This is a genomic window from Bifidobacterium sp. ESL0764 (assembly GCF_029395515.1).
Classification (GTDB): Bacteria; Actinomycetota; Actinomycetes; order Actinomycetales; family Bifidobacteriaceae; genus Bifidobacterium.
On record NZ_CP113919.1, the window covers coordinates 2,017,495 to 2,043,058 of the forward strand.

A 25,564-nucleotide genomic window follows, 5' to 3' on the forward strand; every position below is an offset into this window, starting at 1 on the left:
GTCCGATTACTTTGCGCTCTTGAGCCACGGGGTCTTGAGGCTCTGCCAGACCGGGCCGCCCCACTGCTCCTCGAGGGCCGCCTCAAGCGCGGCGGCGGGCTTGTACATCTGCTCGTCGTGCTTCTGCGGGGCCATGAACTGGAAGCCCACGGGCAGACCGTCGTCGGAAAGACCGGCGGGGATGCTCATCGCGGGGGTGCCGGCCATGTTCGCCGGAATCGTGGCGATATCGCTCATGTACATCGTCAGCGGGTCGTTCATCTTCTCGCCGAACTTGAACGCGGTAGTCGGGCTCGTCGGCGCGACCAGCACGTCGGCCTTCTCGAACGCCTTGTTGAAGTCGTCGATGATCAGGGTGCGGACCTTCTGCGCCGAGCCGTACCACGCATCGTAGTAGCCGGCGGAAAGGGCATAGATACCGAGTATGATACGGCGTTTGACCTCGTCGCCGAAGCCGGCCTCGCGGGTATAGGCCATCATGTTGGCGGCCGTCTGCGGCACACCTGCCGGCGGCATCACGCGCAGACCGTAACGCATGCCATCGTAGCGGGCCAGGTTGGAGCTGACCTCGGAGGGCATGATGATGTAGTAGGCCGCGAGCGCGTAATCGAAGTGCGGGCAATCGACCTCGACCACTTCCGCGCCCATGTCTTGCAGCAGCTTGACGCCCTCGTTGAATCGGGCCTCGACGCCGGGCTGATAGCCATCGCCGCCGAGTTGACGCACGAGGCCGACCTTCATACCCTTGAGGTCGCGCTTGTAGCCTTCGCGAGCGGCCTTGACGATTGGCGGAACACCCATCGGGATGGACGTGGAATCACGCACGTCGTGGCCACCGATGATCTCCTGCAGCAGCGCGGAATCGAGCACGTTGCGAGAGACGGGGCCGATCTGGTCGAGCGAGCTCGCCATGGCGATTGCGCCGAAACGGGAGACGCCGCCATAGGTAGGCTTGACGCCGACCGTGCCGGTCAGGCTGCCGGGCTGGCGGATCGAGCCGCCGGTATCCGTGCCGAGCGCGAGCGGGGCCTCGAACGCGGCGACCGCGGAAGCGGAACCGCCGCCGGAGCCACCGGGGACGCGGGAGGTGTCCCAAGGATTGTGGGTCGGGCCGAACGCGGAGTGCTCCGTGGAGGAACCCTGGGCGAACTCATCGAGGTTGGTCTTGCCCAGAAGCGGCATGCCAGCGGCCTTGAGCTTGGTGATGACCGTGGCGTCGTAGGGCGGAATCCAGCCTTCGAGAATCTTCGAAGCGGCGGTCGTTTCGATACCCTTGGTAACGATCATGTCCTTGATAGCGATCGGCACACCGGCGAGCTCCGGCAGGCCCTCGGTGTCGCCCGCGGCATTCTTCTTATCGAAGGCGTCGGCCTGGGCACGCGCCTCGTCGGCGGAAACGTGCAGGAACGCATGGATATCCGGCTCGGCCGCGTCGATGACGTTGAGCTCGGCGTCGACCAGCTCGCGGCTGGAGACTTCCTTGTTGCGAATCTTCTCCGCCATCTGGGCGGCGGTGAGCTTCACCAATTCATTTGCTTCGGCCATCAGGCTTCACCTCCGAGAATGCGCGGCGCGACGAACATACCGTTCTCCGTGGCTGGGGCTCCGGCGAGCGCGTCCTCGCGGCTCAACGGCTTTTCAGGGACGTCGGGGCGCAGATACGCCTCGAGCGGAACCGGGTTGGCAGTAGGTTCGACGTCGTCGGACGCGACTTCCTGCACCTTGTTGATAGAATCGGCGATGACGTTCAACTCGCCTTGCATGCGGGTCGCTTCCTCGTCGGTGAGCGCAATTTGGGCCAATTGCCCCAGATGCTCGACTGTATCTCTTGTGAAAGTAGGCATAATCTCAATTGTATGAGTCGTCTGTGACGTTCAGGTGACGTGATGCGGGTGCCAATGCCGCCCACCAAACCTGGCGACGCCTAATATGCTTTTCGTGATTGCCATCAATCAGGCAATCCATCTAGGAACAAAGATGATTCTGTCGGGAAAGCGCACGCAACCCTATGATATCGCCATAGACGGTCACGCATTACGAGTTCTGGCAATGCATTCAACTGTCTAGTATTGTGGGGCTTCTAGATAGAATTCCATCTTGCCTTGCATATCGGCTTCATCGCCAGCATCATCATCGTCGGAACCATATTCGTCATCCATCAGATTGCCGGATTCCATCTCGACGCCAAAACGTTGCTTGCTCTTGTCATCAGACTTTTTCGTCGACCACACGCCACTGCGCACACCGCTGTTGTAAACGCCATAGCCGCCTTTCCAACCGAACACCAAAGAATGGTCAGCGCCCACTTTCATCGTGAACTCATGGGGGCCAGACGACTTGGCACCAGCATTCCTGACGACTACGCGCCAATCGCCCACAATCCCCTTTCTAGGCATTGTCAAAGTAATGGATGAGGGTTGGACCACCTTTTCGTTGTTATCGGAAAAGAGGTTGGGCTGCTTGGCGTGGGGAAACTTCAGATCGCCAACATGGTAGGTGGCGCTGCCGCCGGCGAAATCAGGCTTGCCCAGCTTGCCGTCGATGATATCGATGGATCCGGTACCGACCGACGTATGCAACGAGGCTTTGCCGTCCTTGCCGACGGAGACGGCGATAAGCGTGATATCCGCCCCCCTCGTTTTCATATGAAGGGACCATTGCCCGACCGGATATTCGGATTGCGCAGCGCTGTCGTTCACCCCGCTTTTGGCCGTCGGACGGGTCAGGAAGAACGCGCCAAGGGCGATGACCACCACTGCCACCGCAGCAATCGCCACGATGATGAGGTTGCGGTGTTTGCCCTGAACAGACGTCTGGGCAGAAGCTCCCGTAGGAGGAAGGCCCATACCAGGAGCGGCAGATTTGGATTCCGCCGCGCCAAGCGTGTCAGGAGCGAACCCCGCCATGACGGGCTGAGAGGCTGGTGGGGCTTGCGTCGTCGACGGCATGGGAGGCATGGCCGACGGCTGCTGCAGTGGCACTGTCTGGGGTGCCGGTGCGCCGCAATTGGCACAGAACCGGACACCGTCATCAATCCGCGCCCCGCAATGCTCACAGAATTTCATGGCTTTCCCTTTTCTCTTTTCATTGTCCGTCTATATGTTTTGGTCAGACTCAATTACGTCTCGCCGTTCAAACGGACGACCAGCAAACCGCCGCCACCGCCCGGTAGGCAACGGCTTAATGGTTGCTTGGAACCTCAAACGTGTACTGAATGTCGGATGGATGCTGTCCGGACACTTTATCGAAAAGCCCACCGTCATCCATCGACACCAAGTACGCCTTTTGGCCAGGGGTATCGCTTTTCACCGGTTTCCACGTGCCGGTTCGCGTTTCGTCGAAATCGGGCATCTGGTCTTTTACCTGCTTGACAGAACTCTGCTCAACCGAGCCATCCTCGTCGCCGTCAAGATAAGCGTCGTCTTCTTCGGAATCGTCGTCGTAATCGTCGTCGTAATCGTCATCGTAATCGTCGTCACTATCTTCGTCGTCGTCCGCATCTGTAGAGTTCCAGCCGTAGCTCCACCCCATGGTGAACTTATGATCGTCCTTCACCGTCATACCAAACTCGCACTGCACGCCATTGGATTCCTGAATCGCCAGATACCAGTCCCCCGTCGTTCCCTTCTTAGGCACATCGATGGTGACATCCGACGCGGCGATTTCCTTGTCGCTCAGATAGCTGTCAAAGGGATCGCCGAGGAAATGCGGCTGTGGACGCGATACGGCGAGATTCTTGACGGTGTATTCGACGCTATCGTTACCACCGTTAGTCGCTTCCTTGCTCAACTTGCCGGAAAATACCTTCACTCCGGACGCGAGGAGCGCGATATCGCCCTGCTCATCCACATTGACCGACAGCGTCTTCCAGCTCGCGTCTTTGAGTTTCGCGCGCAGAGCCCATTCGCCGGCCGGATATTGCGCTTGGGACAACGGCTTGGTCGGCGTATTTACTGCCGAAGATGCGTCCGATGAATGGGCGGCACCTGAATTCGAGCGCGAGCGAATGAACAGGACCGAGGCAAGCACCAACACGACCACCACCACGGCAGCGACAATCGCGATAACGATGTTGCGCTTGGAATGGGAAACCTTCGCAACCGGCTGGTTCGGCGACGCCAAACCACCGGCGGCAAGGCCAAACGTTTCGGAAGAACCGGACAAGACAGGAGGATAGCTTGGATTACCCGCCTCCGCATTGGTCAAAGACGCATAAGACGCGCCCGAAGCCTGCGGCGGAACAGAAGCCAGCGACGGCGACGGCGGCACAGCACCGACAGGTTGAGACGAACCGGACGTTGCGGACACAGGCACGGCACCACAGTTGGGACATGCGACGGCGCCATCATCCATCCTCGCACCACACTGGTCGCAGAATCTCATAGTTCTTCCCTATCTCTAACCGATTCTCAACGTCACTCAATATGCTTCCATTTTATGTTTGAAAACGACAAAAACACACGGTTTATCTAGGCACAGTAACCGAGTATCAAAATTCGTTTGGTTGAGACAAAAGATAGGAACACATATTCAAGACGGCGGCACGGAACCTCCGGTTACCAAAATCCTAACCGGACATTCCTGCTGGAAACCGGGCATTCCTGCTAGGAAGCGTACGTTTTCGCAGTAAAAAGTATATGTTTTCTCGCAGGATTGTCTTCTTGCTCCCCAAGGTCGTGGTGTCATAAGACTTGGGAGATCTACAAATTGAAAATCCCGCACGCCGCGAATGGCAGCATACAGGACTTCCAATGAATCTGACGGTTCGGACAAAACGATGAGCTTACTTCACATCACGTCGGCGGACGACGAACGCGCCGATGAGGTAGAAGACGACAGCCCAACCGAGCATGATCAGTCCGCTCTGCCACCAGCCGGGAACCGACCAGCCCTTGGGCAACATTCCGGCCTCGACTTCGGCAGGCTGGCCGGACAGGAAACTGTTCACCAGACTCGACGGCATCAGCTGCGAGCACCAATAGGCCCACTGCATGTGCTTCGACAAGCTGAAGATCAGGCCGAACACCGAAGTCGCCATCGTGTACACCGCCACCAGCGCCACCACGCCACCGGCGGTCGAACGGATGATGGCACCCAGTCCCAGCGAGAATTCGGAGACCAGTGTGATCATCGCCGCACCGCCAAGAATGACGATAATCGGCAGCCAATGCTCCTTGCTGCCCAGCGGAGTCTGCTTGTTGCCGGCAAGTATCGCCGCAACCACACCCCAGGAAATGAGCAACATCACCAAGGAGAGCACAAACGTATGGATCGCGACTGCCACGGCCTTCGCATTCATGAACATCCAGCGACGTGGATTGACGACCAAGGCCATCTGAATCGAGGAAGTGGCGTATTCGCTGGTCACCGCAAGGATGGCGACCACACCGATGAGCACAATCGAGATGGCGAGGCTCTGCGCGATACAGCTGAACACGACGGAACGCGGAATCGGGGCAGGCGTCGCCAGCAGTTTGCCTTTCGCGTCATAACAGGCTTCCTGTTTGACGCTCACAGCCAGTATCGCCGAGATGCCGACCCCAATGATGCAGGCGAGCGCCGAAAGCCACCACGTCGAGGCGACGCTGCGCAGCTTCACCAGCTCTGAACGGACGCTGCCGAGGAAGCTCAGACGGGCGCGCGACATGCTGCGGTTGACGGCGTAGCGTGCTCCACCGGCCTGAGAAGCTGAAGATATGTTCGGATTCATGGTATTGGTCTCGTTCATCGTGCCTGCTCTCCCCCGTTGACCTGCATATTGTTCATCTGCATATTCCCTGCGTTTCCGGCATTTCCGGCATTTCTGGCACCGGCACCGGCCGTGCCCTGCGGCACGTATTCAATCGGCCGCTCGCCAGGCAACTCCTTGGCGGCGTATTGCACCTGCGAATGGGTGAGCGCCATGTAGGCATCTTCGAGCGAGACTTTTTCCTCGACAAGCTCGTAGGTAATCAATTGCGCTTGGGCGAACACCTGCGCGGCGGACTTAAGGTCGGCCCCGTTGATGCGGAAGACCTCGCCTTCGCGCGGGTCGGAAGTCATACGTTGCTCGATGCGGACCTGAACTTCGGGAGCAGAAGCGAAAATGGCCTGCAACTTTTGAGGTTCCGGGGTGACTACGCGAATCGAATGGCCGGAGTGCTCGGTGACGAAATCGTTGACCGTCGTCGTCTCCAGCACCTTGCCTTGCCCGATGATGACCAAATTGTCGGCGGTCAGCGCGACCTCGCTCATCAGGTGGGAGCTCAGCAACACCGCCCGACCTTGACTCGCATAGAACTTGCAGAGCTCACGCACCCATTTCACGCCTTCGGGATCGAGGCCATTGACCGGCTCGTCGAGCACGAGGTTGTGCGGGTCGCCCAGCAGTGCCGCCGCGATGGAAAGCCTCTGGCTCATGCCCAGCGAGAAGCCGCCGGCCTTGCGTTTCTTGACGCTTTCCAGACCGGTCATATCGATGACCTCGTCGACACGGCGCTTGGAGATGCCGTTGGTAAGTGCCAAGGAAAGCAGATGATTGTATGCTGAACGGTTCTTATGGGCGGATTTGGCGTCGAGCACGGCGCCGACGCTCGTCATCGGGGCACGTGACTTGCGGAAGTCGCCACCGTCGACCAGCACACGTCCAGAATCGGACGAAATCAGCCCCAGCGCCGCACGCATCGTCGTTGATTTGCCTGCACCGTTCGGGCCGAGGAACCCGGTCACCTTGCCATCGGGCGCGGTGAAGCTGACACCGTCGAGCGCGGTTTTGGAGCCGAACCTTTTACTCAGATTGGTTATCTCTATCATGATTTCAAAGGTATCATGTACGCGGTGCGGTCAGCATCGACCTCGGGGATGATTCAGGGTATGTTCAGGGACAATTCAGGGTAAACCCAGGCTATTATTCGACTTCTCTTCATTTATAAGTATCTCAGCGATACGCCGCAGCTAATTTACGGCCAGTGTTCGCTTTTGTGGATTTCTCAGCATCCTCACGCTTATATCCAGCCCAAATTTCGTCAATCTTCTTACGCATTTCAGGAGTAATGGGCCGCAACTGCACTACATAATCAAGCGGCCCCTCCCATTCTCCGCTTTCATACTCAGCGGCCATCTCATCTAATTGTTCAGGCGTATAGCCAAATTTCTTCTCAATTTCTTCGCTGTCCATTAATACCTCCTTTTAACAATCCTTAAAATCTTAAGCTCCTACTTCTATCATTGTACGCTTCGAAGGCGGGGTCATGGCATGGAAAATAAGCAACTCACCACTTTTATCCGTCGACACCATTTCCAATAATCTACCCTTGCTGTCAAAACCTATCGAAGCCCATTGCCTCGTCTGCTTTCTTCTGGGACCAGATAAGAACCGAAAATGCCACGCATGTCTCACATCGTCATCTGTTATGTCTGGATGACGTTGGTGAATTCTCGGGTCTATCACCGGATTTTCGTATGTTCCGTTCATACATCAATTACACGCGCTTTGCCTACCTTAACACAAGCCAAAACGGGTAGTGTGGTCGAATGGTAGGGGTTATCCACATTTGAGGCGTGTCAAGGGTTGAGCGCCCGAATCGTGCACAGATTTATGCACAGAAACGAAAAGAGGTTCGTTGGCTATCCACCACTAGAGACTGCGTGGTTGACGACCTTATCTGGTCAAATGCTGGGAAATCCAGCAGTGCATCGAGACAGCGGCGGCGGCGCCGGCATTGATCGAGCGCACCGAACCGAACTGGGAGATGTAGACCACGTCATCGGCCAGTTCCAGCGCTTTTTGGGAAAGGCCTGGTCCTTCGGCACCGAAGAGCATCAGGCAGCGGTTCGGGAAACGGTAGGTTTCGATGGGCACGGCGCCGGGAATGATGTCGAGCGCGATGATGCGGGAGGCTTTGGCTTCCTCGGCGATGCGGTGGTAGCGGGCCTTGTCCACACGGAATTCGGCCTTGGCTTCGTCGGCTTGCGCCTGTTTGATTTCCTCTGCGATTTCCTGCTTCCAGCTCGCCACCAGCTCCTCAATCGAGGGATGATGATCGACGTGCTGGTAGAGCTCGGTCATCAGCGCGCCTTTGCGGTTCCACTTGTGGGGGCCAACAATATGGACCTTGCGGGCGGCGAAGGCGTTGGCCGTGCGCACCATCGAGCCGATGTTGAAATCATGCGTCCAATTTTCGACGGCCACATCGAAACCATGCCGCCCCTGCTCGTCGAGGTCGGCCTTGATGGCTTCGACCGACCAGTAGCGGAACCGGTCGAGCACATTGCGGCGGTCGCCGTTGCCGAGCAGCTCCGAATCGTAGCGCGCGTCAAAATTGGGAGACCGCGGATCGTCGGGGCGTGGTTCATTCGGGTGGGTTTCGGCCCATGGACCGACGCCGATCTCACGGAAAACCGGTTCACCGGAAGCCCGGGCCGCCGCAGTTACAGGATTGGGCTCACGCATAATCAGTCAATACTCCCTTCGATTGGCGCAGCAACGCCAGCGCCAATCAGAAATGCGTTACCAATTGATTTCAAATACTTGATCTCTCTAAAATGCACATGTTTCAAATCCACATTCCCAGGGAATTCGAGACATTCAACATCATCGGAATGAGGTAGGCCGCTGTCCCCTAAGCGAACCACCGTATTGAGATTCGGTCTGCACATATTCAGCGGGCTTTCGGCGCTGCAGTTGCGTCACCACGCAACTCGTCTTCATCGAAAGCTGTGACAAATGGCAGATTGCGTTCCTCACCGGAAATGGGGTTGATGACTTTGATACTGCTTGCAGCGGCATCGCCGCTGACGCCACCGATTAATGAGGCGATGGCGGCCACTTGCGCGCCTTCATGTTCCACGACGCTGAAATCGAGGCTCAGCTCATTGCCGTTACGCAAAGTGACCAGCGAAGACGTCTGCACATACGATTTTTCGGAGAGCCAGGAATCCAGCAGTACCACGCGTTTGCCTAAGATTGACGGCCCCTTAATTGACGGATAGACGAAATCCATGACGAAACCACTGAGTTCGCGCCCACGGGCATGAGCCGCATGCATCACGGCGGTCACCATCGGCACGGCGGCAGCGGTCAACGCACCGACCGCATCGAAATCGTCAAGCGCAAAACCACGGTTCTCGAGCGTATTGAGCAAGATGTCGCCAATCAGCTCGGCACCACGATGGTCAAGGCTTACATCGAACAGCTCGCTGAACGGCTTCTTCTCGACCGCTACTTGCAAAAGCGACTGCAACTCGCCCTTGCCTTGTGCTTCATCTCCGCCCTTGCTTTCAGCTTTGGCCTCGGCTTGCTCGGCACTCATTGTTGCTCCTCCGACTCCAGATTCAGCTCGGGCGCGGTCAGCTCGCGGACGTCGGTCTTCTCGGAATCGACCATATCGACCGGGTCGATGACCTTGCTCGAATCAATCTTCTGCATTTTACGCGCGGTGACCAACACCCGCGATTCCAGCGACGAGGCGAAGGCATTGTAGGCCGAAACCGTGCGGGTGATCGAATGGCCGAGCTTGTTGGCTTTGTCGCCAAGAACCGCGAACCGCTCATACAGCTCACGCGAAAGGTCGAAGAGCATCTTGGCGTCATCGGTCAGGCTCTGCTGCTGCCAAGCGAAGGCGACCGACTTCAAAACGGCCCACAACGTGACCGGCGAGGTCAGTGCGACCTTACGCGCGAAAGCATCGTCCATCAGTGTCGGGTCGACCTTCAACGCCGCCTCGAGCAGGGCATCGTTGGGGATGAAGGCAATCACGAAATCCGGAGTGGTGTCGAAAGCGTTCCAATAGGCCTTGTCTCCCAAGGTCTTGACATGCTCACGCAACGCCTTGGCATGAGCGGCCAGCAATTCGTCGCGGCGTTTGAGCTCGTCGTCGAAAGCGGTGTCGGGAATCTCGCAGGCACGCTGGTAATCGGAATACGGTGCCTTGGCATCGATGGGAATCGTCTTGCCGCCGGGAAGATACACTACCATGTCCGGCCGTTGCACACGGCCTTCAGGATCGGTGACGACCACCTGCGTATCAAAATCGACATGCTCCAAGAGCCCTGCAGACTCCACGATGTTGCGCAGCTGCGCCTCGCCCCACGCGCCGCGCACCTTATTATTACGCAACGCCGCGGAAAGCGAACTGGTCTCCTTGTCCAAACGGGTCTGCTGGTCGTTCAACCCCTTGAGCTGCTGGCCCAAAGCACCCATCTCATGCTTGCGACCTTCCTCGATCTGGGTGACCTTCTGCTGCAAGGCATCGAGGTTCTTCTGAACAGGCGCGAGTGCCGAAAGCACCTTGCTCTGTTCGGCCATCGCCTTGGCCTGCTCCTGCCGCTTGCGCTCGGCCGCCTCACGCTCCTGCTCCTGCTGGCGCTGCACACGAAGCTGCTCGGCCTGCTGGGCTTGTGCCAACTGGGATTTGACGAACGCCAGCTGCTGGTTCAACCCGTCGCACTGAGCGCGATATTGTGCGGCTTGCGTAGTGAGCTCGCCGACCTGATGGCGAAGCTCTTCGTTTTGCGCCTGCGCCTCTTCGGCATCGGTGTTTTTGACGGTTCGCGCAGCCTCCTGCCCCTTCGATTTGCCCAGCACGAAGCCGGCCACCAACCCCAGCGCCGCTGCGAGGATGACCATCACGATTGCCACTACAGGATTTTCGAACATATGTTCTATTACACAGGACACCATGGACGAAATCCAGACACGAAGCTGTGCGTATATCTCGTGTCAATCATGGCGCCGATATGGATATCGATGCCACTTGCTGGAATGATGAAAGGGTAATCAAGGAGGAACCGTGGGATTCGACTTATTCATGGGCGGTTTGGCAGTGGTGCTCGCCGTGCTGGCAACGTGGCTCATCCTCCTCTTTTTCCGCTCGCCGACTTCGGCGCCATCACCGGTGGAAGCCGCACTTCAAGGACTACGCAACCTCGACGTTTCCGACGCCGGCATCGACACTTCTTCCGACGATAACGCCGCCAAGGGGCAGTCCAATGAGACCACGGCTCAGATTTCACGTATCTCACGCCTGCTGATACTCGCGCTGGTCCTTACCGTCATCGTGTTCATCCCCTCACTGTTAAGCCGTTTCAGCGATTCTCTGATTCCCAGCTGGCTCATCAATCCATGGGTACAGGCCATCCTGACCACCCCGGCGATGTTCTATTGCGGATCGCCAATCCACCGGGAGGGCTGGCACGCGCTGAAACGCCATATGCCCGACGTCAATTCGTTGATTTCTCTGGGAGCCACCGGCGCCTATATCTACAGTCTGGCCATCTGCGTGGCCGGCAATCAGTTCCCCGAAGGTTCACGTCACGCCTATTTTGGTTCGGTCAACGTCATCGTCGCCCTGGCGCTGAGCATCGAGCTGCTTGAGCTTTCCATCCTGCGCGACGCCGAACGTTTCCAAGATTCGGCCACTTCATCAACAACTTCCACCTCCATCCCGGAAACTCCAAGCGATTCCATAGCCGACCGCGCATTTGCCACACTCATCGCCGGAGTGAGGAAAGTCGCCCGTTTCTCCCGCGTCTTCACGATCACCGTCATCATCATCGCGGTCTGGGCCTTCGCGCTTCTGGTGGCGTTCGGCCCGCAGCCACGGCTGGTCGTCGCGTTGTTCGGCGGTGTGGGAGTGCTGGTTGTCGCCGGTTTTATTCTCGCTATTCTCGCGGTTATCCTTATTATCAGTGGCCGCAGAAAGACACGGCATAGCAACGATTGACCCGATTAACCAGAACACGCCAACGACGTGTCGTTACAAGCATCTCCTTATCAGCATCTCGCTAAAAGCATCTCAAATAGACCGCGAACATAAGCAAAGGGCCGGACCGCTGCATTCCTGCAACAATCCGGCCTTTCCTATCAGAAAGCCATCATTCAACGGTTACCGGCGAAAACCGAAACGTCACGCCTGCTTGCTTTCACTTGCGTTGCGTTTCTGGTTTCACGCCTTCGGCTCACTCGACGTCGTGATCCTCATCCAACGGATCCTCCGGCATCGTGCTCAGCTCGAGGTGATCGCCGCCGGTCTGGTCGACCAAAACGGTATCGCCGTCGTGAACCTTGCCACTCAGCAACATCTTCGCCATCTGGTCGCCGACCTCGGTCTGCACCAGGCGACGCAACGGACGGGCACCGTAAGCCGGGTCGTAACCGGCATTGGCAAGCCATTCCTTCGCGGCCTTGGTGACGTCGAGCGTAATGCGACGGTCGGTCAAGCGCGAGGCGACCTGACGCACCTGGATGTCCACGATCTCACCCAGCTCCTCGCGGGTGAGCGGATGGAAGATGACCAGCTCGTCGAGACGGTTAATGAATTCCGGCTTGAAGTGCGCGTGCACCGCGTCCATCACCGCGTTCTTCTTCGCCTCATCATCCAGATCAGGCTGCACCAGGAACTGCGAACCGAGGTTCGAGGTCATGATCAGAATCGTGTTCTTGAAGTCCACGGTCCGGCCCTGCCCATCGGTCAAACGGCCGTCGTCAAGCACCTGCAAAAGGATGTCGAAGACCTCGGGATTCGCCTTCTCCACCTCGTCGAACAACACGACGGAGTAAGGGCGACGCCGCACAGCCTCGGTGAGCTGGCCGCCTTCTTCGTAGCCGACGTAGCCGGGGGCCGCACCGATCAGACGGGTCACCGAACCCTTGTCCATGTACTCGCTCATGTCGATGCGCACCATGGCCTTCTCATCGTCGAAGAGGAAGTCCGCCAACGCCTTGGCGAGCTCCGTCTTGCCGACGCCCGTGGGTCCGAGGAAGAGGAACGAACCGGTCGGGCGATTCGGGTCGGAGATGCCGGCACGCGAGCGCCGCACCGCATCCGAAACCGCCTGGATGGCTTCCTTCTGGCCGATGACGCGACGCCCAAGGAACTTCTCCATATTCAGCAGCTTCTCATTCTCGCCCTGCATCAGACGGCCGACCGGAATGCCGGTCCATTCGGAGACGATACCCGCCACCGAATCGGCGTCGACATGGTCGGGAACCATCGGCTCGGTCTCCTGGCCATCCGCATTCTCCTCGTCCGCGGCCTGTTCCGCCAGATCCAACTGCTTCTGGATCGCCGGAATCTCGCCGTACAGGATCTTGCTGGCCTTCTCCAAATCGCCCTCGCGGGTGTACTTGTCGGCCTGCACCTTCTTGGCGTCGAGCTGGGCACGCAAGTCGCCGACTTTGTTGTGGCCGGCCTTCTCGGCGTCCCAACGCGACTTCAGGCCGGAGAGCTTCTCGCGGGTATCCGCCAGGTCGCTCTGCAGCTTCCTCAGGCGGTCCTTGCTGGCCGGGTCCTCGGCCTTCTTCAGCTGCATCTCCTCCATCTCAAGACGGGTCTCGCGGCGCTGCAGCTCGTCGATCTCCTCAGGCTGCGAATCCAGCTCCATGCGCAGGTGTGCCGCCGCCTCGTCGACCAGATCGATGGCCTTGTCGGGCAGCTGACGGCCGGAAATGTAACGGTTCGAAAGCGTCGCCGCGGCCACGAGCGCGTCGTCGCCGATGGTCACCTTGTGATGTGCCTCGTAACGTTGCTTCAAGCCACGCAGAATCGCGATGGTATCCTCGACGCTGGGCTCGCCGACGAAAACCTGCTGGAAACGACGTTCCAGCGCCGGGTCCTTCTCGATGTTCTCGCGGTATTCGTCGAGCGTGGTCGCACCGATCAGGCGAAGCTCGCCGCGCGCCAACATGGGCTTCAACATATTGCCCGCATCCATCGAACCTTCGGCCGCCCCCGCGCCGACGATGGTGTGGATCTCGTCGATAAAGGTGATGATCTCACCGTTCGCGCTCTTAATCTCGTTCAAGACGGCCTTGAGACGTTCCTCGAACTCGCCACGGTACTTCGAACCGGCCACCATCGAGCCCAGATCAAGGCTGATGAGCTTCTTGTTCTGCAGCGTCGTCGGCACATCGCCGGCAACGATACGTTCCGCCAAGCCTTCGACGACGGCGGTCTTGCCGACGCCGGGCTCGCCGATCAGCACCGGGTTGTTCTTGGTGCGGCGTGAGAGGATCTGCATGACGCGGCGAATCTCCTGGTCGCGGCCGATCACCGGATCGAGCTTGCCTTCCTTCGCCTGCGCAGTCAGGTCGGTGGAATACTTCTCCAACGCCTTGTAGCTGCCTTCGGCGTCCGGGCTGGTGACTTTTGCGCCACCGCGCACACCGGGCACAGCCTTGCGCAAGGCTTCCGGCGTCACGCCGTTGTTTTTGAGAATCGTCGCGCTTTCGTTCGGCGCGGCGTCGGCGATGCCGATCAGCAGGTGTTCGGTGGAGACGTATTCGTCGCCCATCTGCTTCATTTCCTTTTCGGCTTGAGCCAACGCGGCCGTCAACTGGCGGCTCGCCTGTGGTTGCGAGGTCGAGGAACCGCTGGCGCTCGGTAGAGCAACCAACGCGTTGCGCACCGCGGCACCGATCGCTTTCGGATCTCCGCCCGCAGCACTGATCAGTCCGGTGACCACGCTGTTTTCCTGACGCAGCAGCGCATCCATCACATGCAGGGTATCCACCTGGGGATTGCCCGCCGCCGACGCGCTCTGAATCGCGTCGCCGATTGCTTCCTGCGCCATGGTCGTAAATTGTTGTTCCATGTTTTCCTCCGTCTATTCGCCCTGTTCCGCCGTAAATCGGCGGGTTTCAAGGCATCGTTCACTATCTAATTAGTACAACCGCAAACGAAGGGGTTCTATTCCCAAAACTTGAGTCTCTTCGACTCAACTTTTAGACTTCATTGTCTAGTTCCCTATACGAGATGGCTCATGACGCCAATAACCGACAGATTTATCGGCACGATTCGTGACACCAAACCCATATTCAAACCTGTCTGAACCGACAGACATGAATACACCAAACACAGAAATGGTCGGACTCGGACTCTACCGGACCAAAGAATAATAGAAACAGGCCGGCCAGCGGAATCAACTCCGCCAACCGGCCTGTCCGATACCTATACCTTCATCTATCTCGCGCATACCTTATATATACGGTACTTGCGAAACCTCGCATTCAGCCCTTGACGACCACGTTGCGCAGCGAACCGATGCCTTCGATGTTGACGATGGCCTCGTCACGCGGCTTCAACGTGCCGGAGGCGTTGGGGGTGCCGGTCATGATGACATCGCCCGGCAGCAGCGTCGCGAAGCTGGAAATCTTGGCGATCTGTTCGGGAATCGAATGAATCAGGTCGGCGGTGGTGCCAGAAGCTGCGGGTACGTCCTCGCCGTTCAGCTTGAAGGAGATCTTCGCGTCCTTCCAGTCGAGGTCGGTCTCGATCCACGGGCCGAGCGGGCAGGAGGTGTCGAAGCCCTTGGCCCGCGTCCACATCGGGTCATTGCCCTGCAGATCGCGCAGCGTCACGTCGTTGACGCAGGTGAAGCCGAGCACGTAGTCCATGGCTTTGTCGACCGAAACGTTCTTGGCGATGCGGCCCATAACCACGGCAACCTCGGGTTCGAAGTTCATGTCATTGGAATAGTCGGGAATGACGATCGGATCGTCGGGGCCGATGACGGAGGTGGACGGCTTCATGAAAATGACCATCTCGCTTGGCGCATGTTCGGCGGACGACTGGCCTTTGGCGTGCATGAACTCGGCATGGGCCTCGTAATTCTTGGCCAGGCCGTAGACCTTGGAGGGGATGACCGGAGCAAGCAGGCGAACACCGTCCTCGTCGATCAAATGTCGCTGACCGGTAGGGCCGACCGGCTGCGAGCCAAAGGGATAGCCGTCGAGCTCGACCAGATAATCCTTCTTGTCGTTCTTGTCGGTCTGCACGAAGGCATAGTGCGGAACATCGTTATAGGAGTAGCGTGCGATTCTCATGCCTCCAGCCTACGCCATCTTCCGGTCTGGGAACAGGCAAAGCAGGAAATATACCGAAAATATTCGGCGCCGAACCGCCCTGTTCAACCATGGCTACAGTTTCCTGCGCACAGTTGTGTTCCGGGCATGACCACGAACCGGGCCAAACGGCAATCCAAATGCGTTGTTACCAGCACTAACTATGGCCCTTATGCTGGTAATGACCTATTTTCAACCGCTAAATGCGTTATTTCCAGCACATCAACCGCACTTAGTGCTGGCAACAACGCAATCTCAGCGGGCGTCGCGACGGACGCGGAATTCGAAGCCCTCGTTGTCGGCAAGCGGGATCTCCGTGGTTTCCACGTGGTCGACGCGACCCCATTGCGGGCCGTGGCCAAGCCGTTCGACGAACGCGGCCACCAGGCTCTGCTCGCCCTGCGCCTCGGCTTCGACCGAGCCGTCGAGCCGATTGCGCACCCAGCCGGCGACATCGCAACGCCGAGCCTCGTTGACTGCGAAGTAACGGTAGCCCACGCCTTGCACCAAGCCGGAGACCACCGCGCGAACGCGAATCACACGGCCATTGCTTCTGGCTTTGTTCCTACCTGAAGGCCCTTTTATTTTCGCTTGTTCTCTCATCGTCTTCCCCCAAACGTTGATGTAACGCTAAATTATCTCTCGTCACCTTTCAAAAACATCAAAGAAAAAATCAATAACCGAAAGCCTGACAAACCTTGCACCCAGCGTATTCCACTATTCTCTATGGTTTCAGGAACACTTGCTGTTCTGCCAATTCGCCATCTCAGATAAACGCGCGCTCGCCGAAAATCGCGGTGCCGACGCGCACGATGGTCGAGCCTTCGGCCACCGCGTAGTCCATATCGTGGGTCATGCCCATCGAAAGGTCCTTGCAGCCCGCGGTTCCGGGCTCGCCAGAGTTCAGAATCGTGTCGCGGACGCCGCGCAAGTGGGCGAATCCGGCACGTATCGTCTTTTCGTCGTCGACGTGGGCACCGATGGTCATCAAACCTTGCAATTGCAGATCTTCCATGGCAGCAATCTGATAAGCGAGATCCGCGGCCTCGTCGGGCTCGCACCCGGACTTCGAAGCTTCCCCGGATTCGTTGACTTCCAGCAGTACGCCGACGACGATATTGCGGGCCACGGCACGACGCGCGATTTTCTGCGCTTCGTCGAGAGAACCTACGGATTCGATGGTATCGACGTACGGCAGAACCTTGCCGATTTTATTGGATTGCAACTGGCCGATGAGATGGAACGGAATGTGGCCGCGCGATGCGGTTTGAGAAGCTGCGGAAACACTGGAACCATTGACATTCTGAGCATTCGCGGCGGCACCCAGCGAAAAACCGCGTGCTGCGCACTGGCGAATCAGTCCCTCGGCTTTGGCCGAAATCTCCTGCGGACGGTTCTCGCCGATCATACGCACGCCGGCGTCGATGGCCGCCATGATCTCGCCGACATCACGGGTTTTCGTGGCTGCGAGCAGTTTGACTGCCCCGGCCCCGCGCCCGGAAGCCGCCTCGGCTTGCGCAATGTCATCGAGCACGCGATGCACGCCATCCGCGATTTCCTTGGTCCGCGCCTCGTCGATGACCTCGTTGGCGAGATCCTTGTGATCCATATAAGCAGTCATCATTCCCCGCTTCCACTTCGATTGTCCGCCTCCATATTATGCATGCCCATGTCATCGCGCAGCAATAAAAGAGGAATAACGGATCATCATTTTGTCGACAATCCATCGCCGACACATCTTCATGCTGGAAAACGGACTTTACCAGCTGGCCAGATGCAGTTTACCAGCACCAAAATGCAGACGCACACACCCACCAACTGCCAACACAACCTACTGCTGGAAAACGGACTTTAATGGCGGGCCAAGTGCAGTTTCCCAGCACCAGAATGCGGGCACAACGTCCGATGACGAATGTGCCCGCGATTTCTTATTAATTATTCCTTATTACTATGGCCGAATCATTATGACCGATTTGCGGAATCCTCAGTTCAGGGCGTGAACGGCATCGGCCATGGAGCGCACGTAATCGGCGACGTAAGGTACCGCGTCCTCGCCGTACTTGCCGACGATGCGCACGATGGCCGAGCCGACGATGGCACCGTCCGAATCACCGGCCATTTTCGCGGCCTGCTCGGGAGTGGAGATGCCGAAACCGATGGCGACCGGCACGTCGGTGGCGGCGCGCACCTCGCGCACCATCCCCGCCACGTCGGTGGTGATCTCCTTGCGTACACCGGTGACGCCAAGCGAGCTGACGCAATAGATGAAGCCCTTGGCGTCCGAGGCGATGCTGCGGATGCGCTCGTGCGAGGTCGGCGCGATGAGGCTGACCAGCTCGAGCCCTGCGGCAGCCAGCGGCTCGTCGAATTCCGGCTTTTCCTCGTGCGGCACGTCCGGCAGAATCACGCCGTCGAGCCCGACTTCGGCCGCCCGACGCGCGAAACGCTCAAGCCCGTAGGAATAGAGCACGTTGGAGTAGGTCATGAAGACCATCGGCGTCTCGATCTTGTGCTCGCCTCGCAGACGCTCAACCAGCGCGAAGGCGTCGTCGGTGGTCGTCCCGGCGGAAAGCGCACGATTGCTGGCTTCCTGGATGACCGGCCCTTCGGCCGTCGGGTCGGAGAAGGGCACGCCCAGCTCGATCAGGTCGGCGCCGGCATCGACCATGGCCGGCACCAGCTTTTCGGTCAGAGCAATCGAGGGGTCGCCGATTGTGACGAACGGGACGAAGGCCTTGCGGCGGCTGCCATCGGGGGCCGTGAACGCTTGCGCGATACGGGAACGGTGCGGCACGACGGGTTGCGATTTCGCAGCGTCGCCGGCCGGGCGCGAACCCTGCGCATCGCCGTCATTGTTGGCAAACAGTCTCGCTTCGGCGGCCGCGGCACGCTCGGAAGCAGCATTGGTGTTGTCAGTCATGAAGATCCTCCCCACGGTAGCGGGCGATGGCCGCCACGTCCTTGTCGCCACGCCCGGAAAGGGTGACGATGATACTTTGGTCTTTGGGCAGCGTCGGCGCGAGTTTCATGGCATAGGCCACGGCGTGCGCGCTTTCGATGGCCGGGATGACGCCCTCGGTACGGCTGAGGTATTCGAAGGCGTCGACGGCCTCGTCGTCGGTGATGGCGACGTATTGGGCGCGTCCGGAATCCTTCAGCGCCGCGTGCTCCGGGCCGACACCCGGGTAGTCGAGGCCGGCGGAAATCGTGTAGACCGGCGCGATCTGGCCGTACTCGTTCTGGCAGAAGTAGCTTTTCATGCCGTGGAAGATGCCGAGCGATCCGGTGTTCATCGTGGCGGCGGTGCGGTCGGTGTCGATGCCGCGCCCTGCCGCCTCGCAGCCGATGAGTTTCACACCCTCGTCGCCAATGAAGTTGTAGAAGCTGCCGATGGCATTGGAGCCGCCGCCGACGCACGCGATCACCGCCGCCGGAAGCTTGCCTTCGTCCTCGAGAATCTGCTCGCGGGCCTCCTTGGAAATGACGGCCTGGAAGTCGCGCACCATAGTCGGGAAGGGGTGCGGGCCCATGCACGAGCCGAGGCAGTAGTGGGTGTCGGCGATGCGTCGCGTCCATTCGCGGAAGGTCTCGGAAACCGCGTCTTTGAGCGTCCCGGTGCCGCTGGTCACCCCGCGTACTTCCGCGCCCAAGAGCCGCATGCGGTAGACGTTCAGCGCCTGGCGTTCCATATCGACCTGGCCCATATAGACCACGCATTCCATGCCGAAAAGCGCCGCGACGGTGGCCGTGGCCACGCCGTGCTGGCCCGCGCCGGTCTCCGCGATCAGCCGGGTCTTGCCCATGCGCTTGGCCAAGAGCGCCTGGCCGAGCACGTTGTTGATCTTGTGCGCACCGGTATGGTTGAGGTCCTCGCGCTTCAGATAAATCTTGGCACCGCCGAGGTCCTTGGTCATATTCTCTGCGTAATACAACAGCGACGGACGGCCCGCGTACTTCTTCTCGAGGTCGTCGAGCTCGGCGAGGAAGTCCGGATCGGTTTTGTAATGGTTGTAGGCCTCCTCCAGCTCGTTGACGGCGCCCATCAGCGTCTCGGGGATGTACTGGCCCCCGTGGATGCCGAAGCGCCCCTTGGAATTGGGCGAATTGGTCATGATTTGCTCCTTTTATCTAACAGCTATAACCGTTGATTGTATTGCTGGTTGACGGTTTTGTTCGGTTGGATTTCCGATTGCGGATACCCAAATTGGTTTTTGTTGGCGATCGGCAGTGCTGCCAATCATTCTGTTCGGATTCGTTTTGCAGGATTATCAGGCGGGCAGCCGCCATCGACGATATTCGTCACGTTTGCGTCGGTGCCGATGCAACCATGCTCCCGAATTGCTTACGACAAATGCTTTTGGATTATCGACCATACGCACCACCCGCTTTCGCAGTATTCGACAGTTCGCGTACCGCCTTGACCGCGGCGAGCATCTTGGCCGGGTCCTTGAGACGGTCGGTTTCAACGCCGGAACTCATATCGACCCCGAACGGATGCGTCGCGCGAATGGCTTCGGCCACGTTTTCGTCCGACAAGCCGCCGGCGAGCACGAACGGACGCTCGACCTCGGCCACCAGCGACCAATCGAAGGTCCTGCCGTCACCCGCACCGGCGTCGAGCAGCACGAGATCGGCCGACGATTTGACGGCACGAGCCACGTCGTCCGTCTCGCGAACCTTGAACGCCTGCATAATCGGCAGAGTTACGAGCCCGCGCAATTGCGCAAGATAATCCTCGTCCTCGTGCCCGTGCAGCTGAACCGTATCAAGATCGGCGTCACGCGCGACGGCAGCCACGTGCTCGGCCGGTTGGTCGACGAACACTCCTACCGCGGCCGGCGGTTTTACACCGGTTTCGACAGCTCGAGCCTTCATATACCTCACCAGCTCGGCCACACGCTCGGGAGAAATCGAACGATGCGATTTGGGGAAATCAATGATGAATCCGACAGCATCGGGTTCGGCCGCCAGCGCGGCGTCCATATCCTGCTCGCGTCTGAGCCCGCAAAGCTTGACTTTGCAACCATTTGCGACATTTGCAACATCCACGTCAACCGTGTTAGCAAGCGAAACCGTATTGTCCGCAATGGCATGAGCAACCATGGCGTCATCTTCAAATGGCACACCGTTATCGGACGATTCCAAAGACGCGGAGCGAAGCGATGCCATCGAATCATTCATCGCACTACCTCTCATTCCCAGTCACGAATAACCCTCGAACGGACAAACTGCCTGGCATGCGACCTGCAGGAACGGTTGCGGCGGATGCCGCCGGATTATTCATCATTTCGTCTCTTACTTACCAGCTACCGTCGCGCTATCGGCGGCGCTGCCACGAAGTTCCGCGAGCGCCGCGGCCTTGTCCGGCGAACGCATCAGCGTCTCACCGATCAGCACCGCGTCCACGTCGGCCGCCTCGAGCCGCGCCACATCGGCACGAGTGTATACGCCGGATTCCGAAACAAACACGCGGTCCGGGCCGACGGTCGGGCGCAGACGCAGGCTGCGTTCGAAATCCACCTCGAAATTGCGCAGGTCGCGGTTGTTGACACCGATAATCCGCGCGCCGGCGTCCATCGCTCGCGGCACCTCGTCGGGTTGGTAGGCCTCCACGAGCGCGCTCATGCCGAGCTCGTGCGCGAGCGCGACGTAATCCGCGATCTGCCGGTCGCTCAAAATCGAGCAGATGAGCAGCACGGCCGAAGCACCGCACGCACGGGCCTGGAAAATCATGTACTCGTCGACGATGAAATCCTTACGCAGCACCGGAATGCTGACCGCCGCCGCGACCTGCCGCAGATGCTCGTCGGAACCCTTGAACCATGTCGGCTCGGTCAGGCAGCTGATGGCCGCCGCCCCGGCCTTTTCATAATCGCGGGCGATGCTGAGGTAGGGATAGTCCGGCGCGATCAGGCCCTTGCTGGGCGAAGCGCGTTTGAGCTCGCAGATGAAGCTCATGCCCGGAGCCTTCAACGCGCGTTCGAACGGAAACGCCGCGTTGCCGGTCTCCCCCGCCGCAACCTTTTGCGCGGCGACCTCACGGGCTTGCGCCTCCACCTCGCTCTGCGGGGTTTGCGCCTTCTCCTCAGCCACGCGTTCGCGGGTTTTCGCGGCGATGCGTTGGAGAATATTCTCGGAATCAGCCATTACTCTTGCACCTTCTTATCGTTGGTATCGAAGCCGATATCGGATATCGCAGGATTACACCATTTGCAATACATATACAACGTATCTGCAATCCTGCAGTATCATTTCAGCGCTTACTTATCCGCATCGGCCTTGGCGAATGCCTGCGAACCGGCGACAAACGCCTCGAGCGTCTTCATCGCGGCACCGGAAGCGATCTGCTCGCGGGCCAGCTCCACGCCCTCGCCGATCGACGAGGCGACGCCCGAAACATAGAGCGCGCAGGCGGCATTGAAGAGCGCGGCCTCCAGCTTCGGACCGGTTTCCTTGCCGCCCAGGATGGCGCGGGTGATCTCGGCGTTCTGCGGCGGGGTGCCGCCCAGCAGGTCCTTCTTGGTGCAGCGAGTCAGGCCGAATTCCTCTGGGGTCAGCGTCATCGGATGGTATTCGCCGTCGCGCAGCTCGCAAGCCGCGGTTTCGGCGGAAAGCGAGACCTCGTCCATCTTGTCGCGTCCGTAGACCACCAGCGCGCGACGCACGCCAAGACTTTCGAGCACGTGGGCGATGGGCTCGACGAGGTATTCGTCGTAGACGCCAAGCAGGAAGTACTCGGGGCGCGCGGGGTTGGTCAGAGGCCCGAGGATGTTGAAGACGGTGCGGAAGCCGAGTTCCTTGCGGATCGGGCCGACGTAGCGCATCGCGGTGTGGTAACGCTGGGCGAAAAGGAAGGTAAAGTTGTCGGCTTTGAGCAGGTCGACCGCCTCGTCGGGCGCCAGCGAGATGTTCGCGCCCAAGGCCTCGAGGCAGTCGGCGGTGCCGCACTGCGAGCTGGCCGCGCGGTTGCCGTGCTTGCTCACGTGGGCTCCGGCGGCCGCGGAGATCAGCGCCGCGGTGGTGGAGATGTTGAAGGTGTTGGCGCCGTCGCCGCCGGTGCCGACGATGTCGATGGTTTCGATGCCGGGGTGCGGCACGGGGGTGGCCAGTTCGCGCATGGCCGCCGCGCAGCCCGCGATCTCGTCGATGGTCTCTGCCTCGGCCGACTTGGTGGAAAGCGCCGCGAGGAAGGCCGCGTTCTGGGTCGGTGTCGATTTGCCGCCCATGATCTCCTTCATCGCTTGGTAGGCCTCGTCGTAGGTGAGGTCGTGCTTGTTGACGATTTTGACGATTGCTTCACTGATCATGATGACTTCCTTGTTATTTATTGATTGTTTTACTTATTTATTGATAGCTATTGATCGTAATGACCGGCCTATCGACATCCCGCTTGCCGAACCGCCCGTCTGGCTTATCAGCTCAACGGCCGCTCACCGGCGCTTGCCAGCCCGCCATCGGTCGACCACCTCGATGAAATTCCTGAGTATCTGCGAGCCGAGCGGGGTCAGAATACTTTCGGGATGGAATTGGACGCCGAACGTCGGATCGACGACGTGGGAGACGGCCATGATTTCGTCGGTGCCGAGCGTGCGGGCCACGACGCGCAACGTCTCCGGCAAGGTCGCCTTGTCCGCCTCAAGTGAGTGGTAACGCGCAGCCTGAATTTCGGAGGGCATCCCGGCGAACAGCGGGCAATCGTTATCGAGCTCGACCGGAGAGGCCTTGCCGTGCATCAGCTCCGCAGCGGGAACGACCTTGCCGCCCAGCGCCTCACAGATGGCCTGATGGCCGAGGCAGACGCCCAGAATCGGCACCTTCCCGCCCATCTCGCGCACCACGTCCTCACAGATTCCCGCGTCCGCGGGCTTGCCCGGCCCCGGCGAAAGCACGATGCCATCGGAGCCCAACGCGGCCAGCCCGGCCACGTCGAGGTCGTCGTTGCGCACCACGCGCACGTCCGGGTCGATGGAGCCGATGAGCTGGTAGAGGTTGTAGGAGAAGCTGTCGTAATTGTCGACGATGGTGATCATTTCAGACCTCCGTTCGCTTGGTTGATGGCGTCCACAACGGCGAGCGCCTTGTTGCGGCATTCCTCAAATTCCTTGTCCGGGTCGGAATCGGCCACAATGCCCGCCCCGGATTGCACCGTCACCTTGCCGTCGTGCTTGAACGCCAGGCGGATGCCGATGCAGGTGTCGAGGTTGCCGGAGAAATCGAGGTAGCCGATGGCGCCGCCGTAGATGTCGCGCGGAGCCTGCTCAAGTTCCGCGATGATCTGGCAAGCGCGGATTTTCGGGGCTCCGGAAAGCGTGCCGGCCGGCAGCACCGCGTCGATGACGTCGAGCGCGTCTTTGCCAGACGCGAGCTTGCCCGCAACCGTGGAACCGATATGCATGACATGCGAGAACCGCAGGATATCGTGCAGCCGCTCGACTTCGACGCTGCCGAGCTGCGCGACGCGGCCGATGTCGTTGCGCCCGAGGTCGACCAGCATGTTATGCTCGGCCAGTTCCTTCTCGTCGCTCAGCAAGTCGTGCTCGATGCGCTTGTCGTCCTCCGGCGTCGCGCCGCGCGGACGCGTTCCGGCAAGCGGATACGTGAGCAGCTTGCCGTCCTCGAGCCGCACCAGCGTCTCGGGCGAAGCGGCGGCGATTTCGATGTCGTCGCTGGACATGAAGACCATGTAGGGGCTCGGGTTTTCGGCGCGCATAAGACGGTAGGCGTCGAACAGGCTGCCGGAAGCCAGAGCGGTGCTGGGGTTGGAAAGTACGACCTGGAAGATGTCGCCGGCGTAGATGTGTTCCTTCGCCGTCCTGATCATCGAGCCATACTGCTCGCGGTCGAGCGTCAGCGTGAGGTCGCCTTGAAGCTCCAGCGGCTTGAAATCGTAACGCTGGCCATTCTCGAGAATCTGCTGCATGCCCTCGATCTGGGAGACCGCACGCTCGTAGGAGGCATCCACATCGCTGGTGTCGACGCCGGCGATGAGCTGCAGGCGCTGACGGTAGGAATCGAAGGAAATGAGCTGGTCGAAGAGCATGAGGTCGACATCGGGCAACGCCTTGGGATCGCGGGTTTCCTGCCGCAATGTCGGCTCGGCGTAGGCGAAATAGCCGAAGGAGAAGTAGCCCACCAAGCCGCCGGCAAATGGCGGGAAGCCTTCGAGGCGCGGGCTGGCATATTGGGCAAGCACCTTGCGAATCGCGTCACTCGGATGATCGACGTGCCTGTGCTCAATCACGACGTCGTCGTCCGAAGTTCCGGCAGGAGCCACACGCTTGATACGCAGGTCACCGGCCTTGCAGGTCAGTTCGAGCGTCGGCGCGAAACCGAGGAAGCTATAGCGCCCCATGCGCTGGTCGGCTTCGGCGCTTTCCAGCAGGAAGCAATGGTTGGAGGCGGCACGCACCCGGCGCATGGCCTCGATGGTGGTCAGGCGGTCGGCGAGCAGTTCGCGCATCACAGGAATCCGGTGATACTTGCCGGTACCAGCCAACTCGCGTACTTCGTCAAGCGTCGGCCGAATGCCAGCGTAACGGCTTTCGTCGCCGGCAGCACCTCGCACGGCTGCACCGCCGTTCGAACCCGCACCAGTTCCCGCACTCACGTTCACCATGGGCACCTCCTGAAGGCTTTCGCCTCGTTCAGGGACTAAAAAAGCCCGTCCCAGCTGTCAATTACAGCCAAGGACGAGCGAATATATGCCCGCGGTGCCACCTTGGTTCACGGTCTCCCGTGCCCTTA

Annotated in this window: 22 protein-coding genes; 1 reads left to right on the top strand and 21 read right to left on the bottom strand. The window is 59.5% G+C overall.

Annotated features, from left to right (window positions below):
* Nucleotides 1–6: 6 nt before the first annotated feature.
* From gatA to rmuC, 10 genes are all read right to left on the bottom strand, one after another.
* Nucleotides 7–1,545, bottom strand: a complete 1,539-nt coding sequence (gatA, locus tag OZX71_RS07820; RefSeq protein ID WP_277159913.1) for an Asp-tRNA(Asn)/Glu-tRNA(Gln) amidotransferase subunit GatA — start codon at nt 1,543–1,545, stop codon at nt 7–9.
* Complete coding sequence (gene gatC / locus OZX71_RS07825; RefSeq protein ID WP_277146135.1) at nt 1,545–1,844, bottom strand: Asp-tRNA(Asn)/Glu-tRNA(Gln) amidotransferase subunit GatC; 300 nt, start codon at nt 1,842–1,844, stop codon at nt 1,545–1,547. Before gatC ends, gatA begins: the two co-directional genes overlap by 1 nt.
* Before the next feature lie 219 nt (nt 1,845–2,063).
* Nucleotides 2,064–3,065, bottom strand: coding sequence for a zinc ribbon domain-containing protein (locus OZX71_RS07830; RefSeq protein WP_277159914.1), 1,002 nt, complete (start codon nt 3,063–3,065; stop codon nt 2,064–2,066).
* Between the two features lie 115 nt (nt 3,066–3,180).
* Nucleotides 3,181–4,383 (bottom strand): zinc ribbon domain-containing protein, encoded by a 1,203-nt coding sequence (locus OZX71_RS07835; protein ID WP_277159915.1) that lies wholly within the window; start codon nt 4,381–4,383, stop codon nt 3,181–3,183.
* 400 nt (nt 4,384–4,783) lie between these two features.
* The gene (locus OZX71_RS07840) at nt 4,784–5,728 is read right to left on the bottom strand and encodes a hypothetical protein (protein WP_277159916.1); all 945 of its coding nucleotides are present in this window, start codon (nt 5,726–5,728) and stop codon (nt 4,784–4,786) included.
* On the bottom strand, nt 5,725–6,792 hold the full coding sequence (locus OZX71_RS07845; protein ID WP_277159917.1) for an ATP-binding cassette domain-containing protein: 1,068 nt from the start codon (nt 6,790–6,792) through the stop codon (nt 5,725–5,727). The genes OZX71_RS07840 and OZX71_RS07845 overlap by 4 nt, the downstream gene beginning before the upstream one ends.
* 124 nt (nt 6,793–6,916) lie before the next feature.
* Entirely contained in the window at nt 6,917–7,156 is a 240-nt protein-coding gene (locus OZX71_RS07850) for a hypothetical protein (RefSeq protein ID WP_277159918.1), read from the bottom strand.
* Between the two features lie 483 nt (nt 7,157–7,639).
* Nucleotides 7,640–8,431, bottom strand: coding sequence for a TrmH family RNA methyltransferase (locus OZX71_RS07855; RefSeq protein ID WP_277159919.1), 792 nt, complete (start codon nt 8,429–8,431; stop codon nt 7,640–7,642).
* A gap of 208 nt (nt 8,432–8,639) precedes the next feature.
* A complete protein-coding gene (locus OZX71_RS07860) occupies nt 8,640–9,290 on the bottom strand; it encodes an orotate phosphoribosyltransferase (protein WP_277159920.1) in 651 nt (216 codons plus the stop codon).
* Nucleotides 9,287–10,636: a DNA recombination protein RmuC gene (gene rmuC / locus OZX71_RS07865; RefSeq protein ID WP_277159921.1), complete on the bottom strand. Its 1,350-nt coding sequence runs from the start codon at nt 10,634–10,636 to the stop codon at nt 9,287–9,289. Before rmuC ends, OZX71_RS07860 begins: the two co-directional genes overlap by 4 nt.
* Before the next feature lie 133 nt (nt 10,637–10,769).
* Between rmuC and OZX71_RS07870 the strand changes: the two genes are divergently transcribed.
* The gene (locus OZX71_RS07870) at nt 10,770–11,702 is read left to right on the top strand and encodes a hypothetical protein (protein ID WP_277159922.1); all 933 of its coding nucleotides are present in this window, start codon (nt 10,770–10,772) and stop codon (nt 11,700–11,702) included.
* Between the two features lie 235 nt (nt 11,703–11,937).
* Here OZX71_RS07870 and clpB read toward each other — a convergent pair whose 3' ends face one another.
* The 11 genes from clpB to OZX71_RS07925 all read right to left on the bottom strand — a co-directional run bounded on the left by clpB (nt 11,938) and on the right by OZX71_RS07925 (nt 25,436).
* Nucleotides 11,938–14,571, bottom strand: a complete 2,634-nt coding sequence (gene clpB / locus OZX71_RS07875; protein WP_277159923.1) for an ATP-dependent chaperone ClpB — start codon at nt 14,569–14,571, stop codon at nt 11,938–11,940.
* Nucleotides 14,572–14,986: 415 nt separating this feature from the next.
* Nucleotides 14,987–15,802 carry a fumarylacetoacetate hydrolase family protein gene (locus OZX71_RS07880; RefSeq protein ID WP_277159924.1) on the bottom strand — a complete coding sequence of 272 codons (816 nt, stop codon included), beginning with the start codon at nt 15,800–15,802 and terminating at the stop codon, nt 14,987–14,989.
* A 273-nt stretch (nt 15,803–16,075) separates the two neighbouring features.
* Complete coding sequence (locus OZX71_RS07885) at nt 16,076–16,423, bottom strand: acylphosphatase (protein WP_277159925.1); 348 nt, start codon at nt 16,421–16,423, stop codon at nt 16,076–16,078.
* A gap of 163 nt (nt 16,424–16,586) precedes the next feature.
* Nucleotides 16,587–17,441 (bottom strand): YggS family pyridoxal phosphate-dependent enzyme, encoded by an 855-nt coding sequence (locus OZX71_RS07890; protein ID WP_277160694.1) that lies wholly within the window; start codon nt 17,439–17,441, stop codon nt 16,587–16,589.
* Nucleotides 17,442–17,804: 363 nt separating this feature from the next.
* Complete coding sequence (gene trpA, locus OZX71_RS07895; protein WP_277159926.1) at nt 17,805–18,740, bottom strand: tryptophan synthase subunit alpha; 936 nt, start codon at nt 18,738–18,740, stop codon at nt 17,805–17,807.
* On the bottom strand, nt 18,733–19,932 hold the full coding sequence (gene trpB, locus OZX71_RS07900; RefSeq protein ID WP_277146119.1) for a tryptophan synthase subunit beta: 1,200 nt from the start codon (nt 19,930–19,932) through the stop codon (nt 18,733–18,735). Before trpB ends, trpA begins: the two co-directional genes overlap by 8 nt.
* A gap of 250 nt (nt 19,933–20,182) precedes the next feature.
* Nucleotides 20,183–21,001 (bottom strand): phosphoribosylanthranilate isomerase, encoded by an 819-nt coding sequence (locus OZX71_RS07905; protein ID WP_277159927.1) that lies wholly within the window; start codon nt 20,999–21,001, stop codon nt 20,183–20,185.
* Nucleotides 21,002–21,115: 114 nt separating this feature from the next.
* Complete coding sequence (trpC, locus tag OZX71_RS07910; RefSeq protein WP_277159928.1) at nt 21,116–21,967, bottom strand: indole-3-glycerol phosphate synthase TrpC; 852 nt, start codon at nt 21,965–21,967, stop codon at nt 21,116–21,118.
* Nucleotides 21,968–22,080: 113 nt separating this feature from the next.
* Nucleotides 22,081–23,127, bottom strand: a complete 1,047-nt coding sequence (gene trpD, locus OZX71_RS07915) for an anthranilate phosphoribosyltransferase (protein ID WP_277159929.1) — start codon at nt 23,125–23,127, stop codon at nt 22,081–22,083.
* 123 nt (nt 23,128–23,250) lie between these two features.
* Nucleotides 23,251–23,850, bottom strand: a complete 600-nt coding sequence (locus OZX71_RS07920; RefSeq protein WP_277159930.1) for an aminodeoxychorismate/anthranilate synthase component II — start codon at nt 23,848–23,850, stop codon at nt 23,251–23,253.
* Nucleotides 23,847–25,436 (bottom strand): anthranilate synthase component I family protein, encoded by a 1,590-nt coding sequence (locus OZX71_RS07925; RefSeq protein ID WP_277159931.1) that lies wholly within the window; start codon nt 25,434–25,436, stop codon nt 23,847–23,849. The genes OZX71_RS07920 and OZX71_RS07925 overlap by 4 nt, the downstream gene beginning before the upstream one ends.
* Between the last annotated feature and the right edge of the window lie 128 nt (nt 25,437–25,564).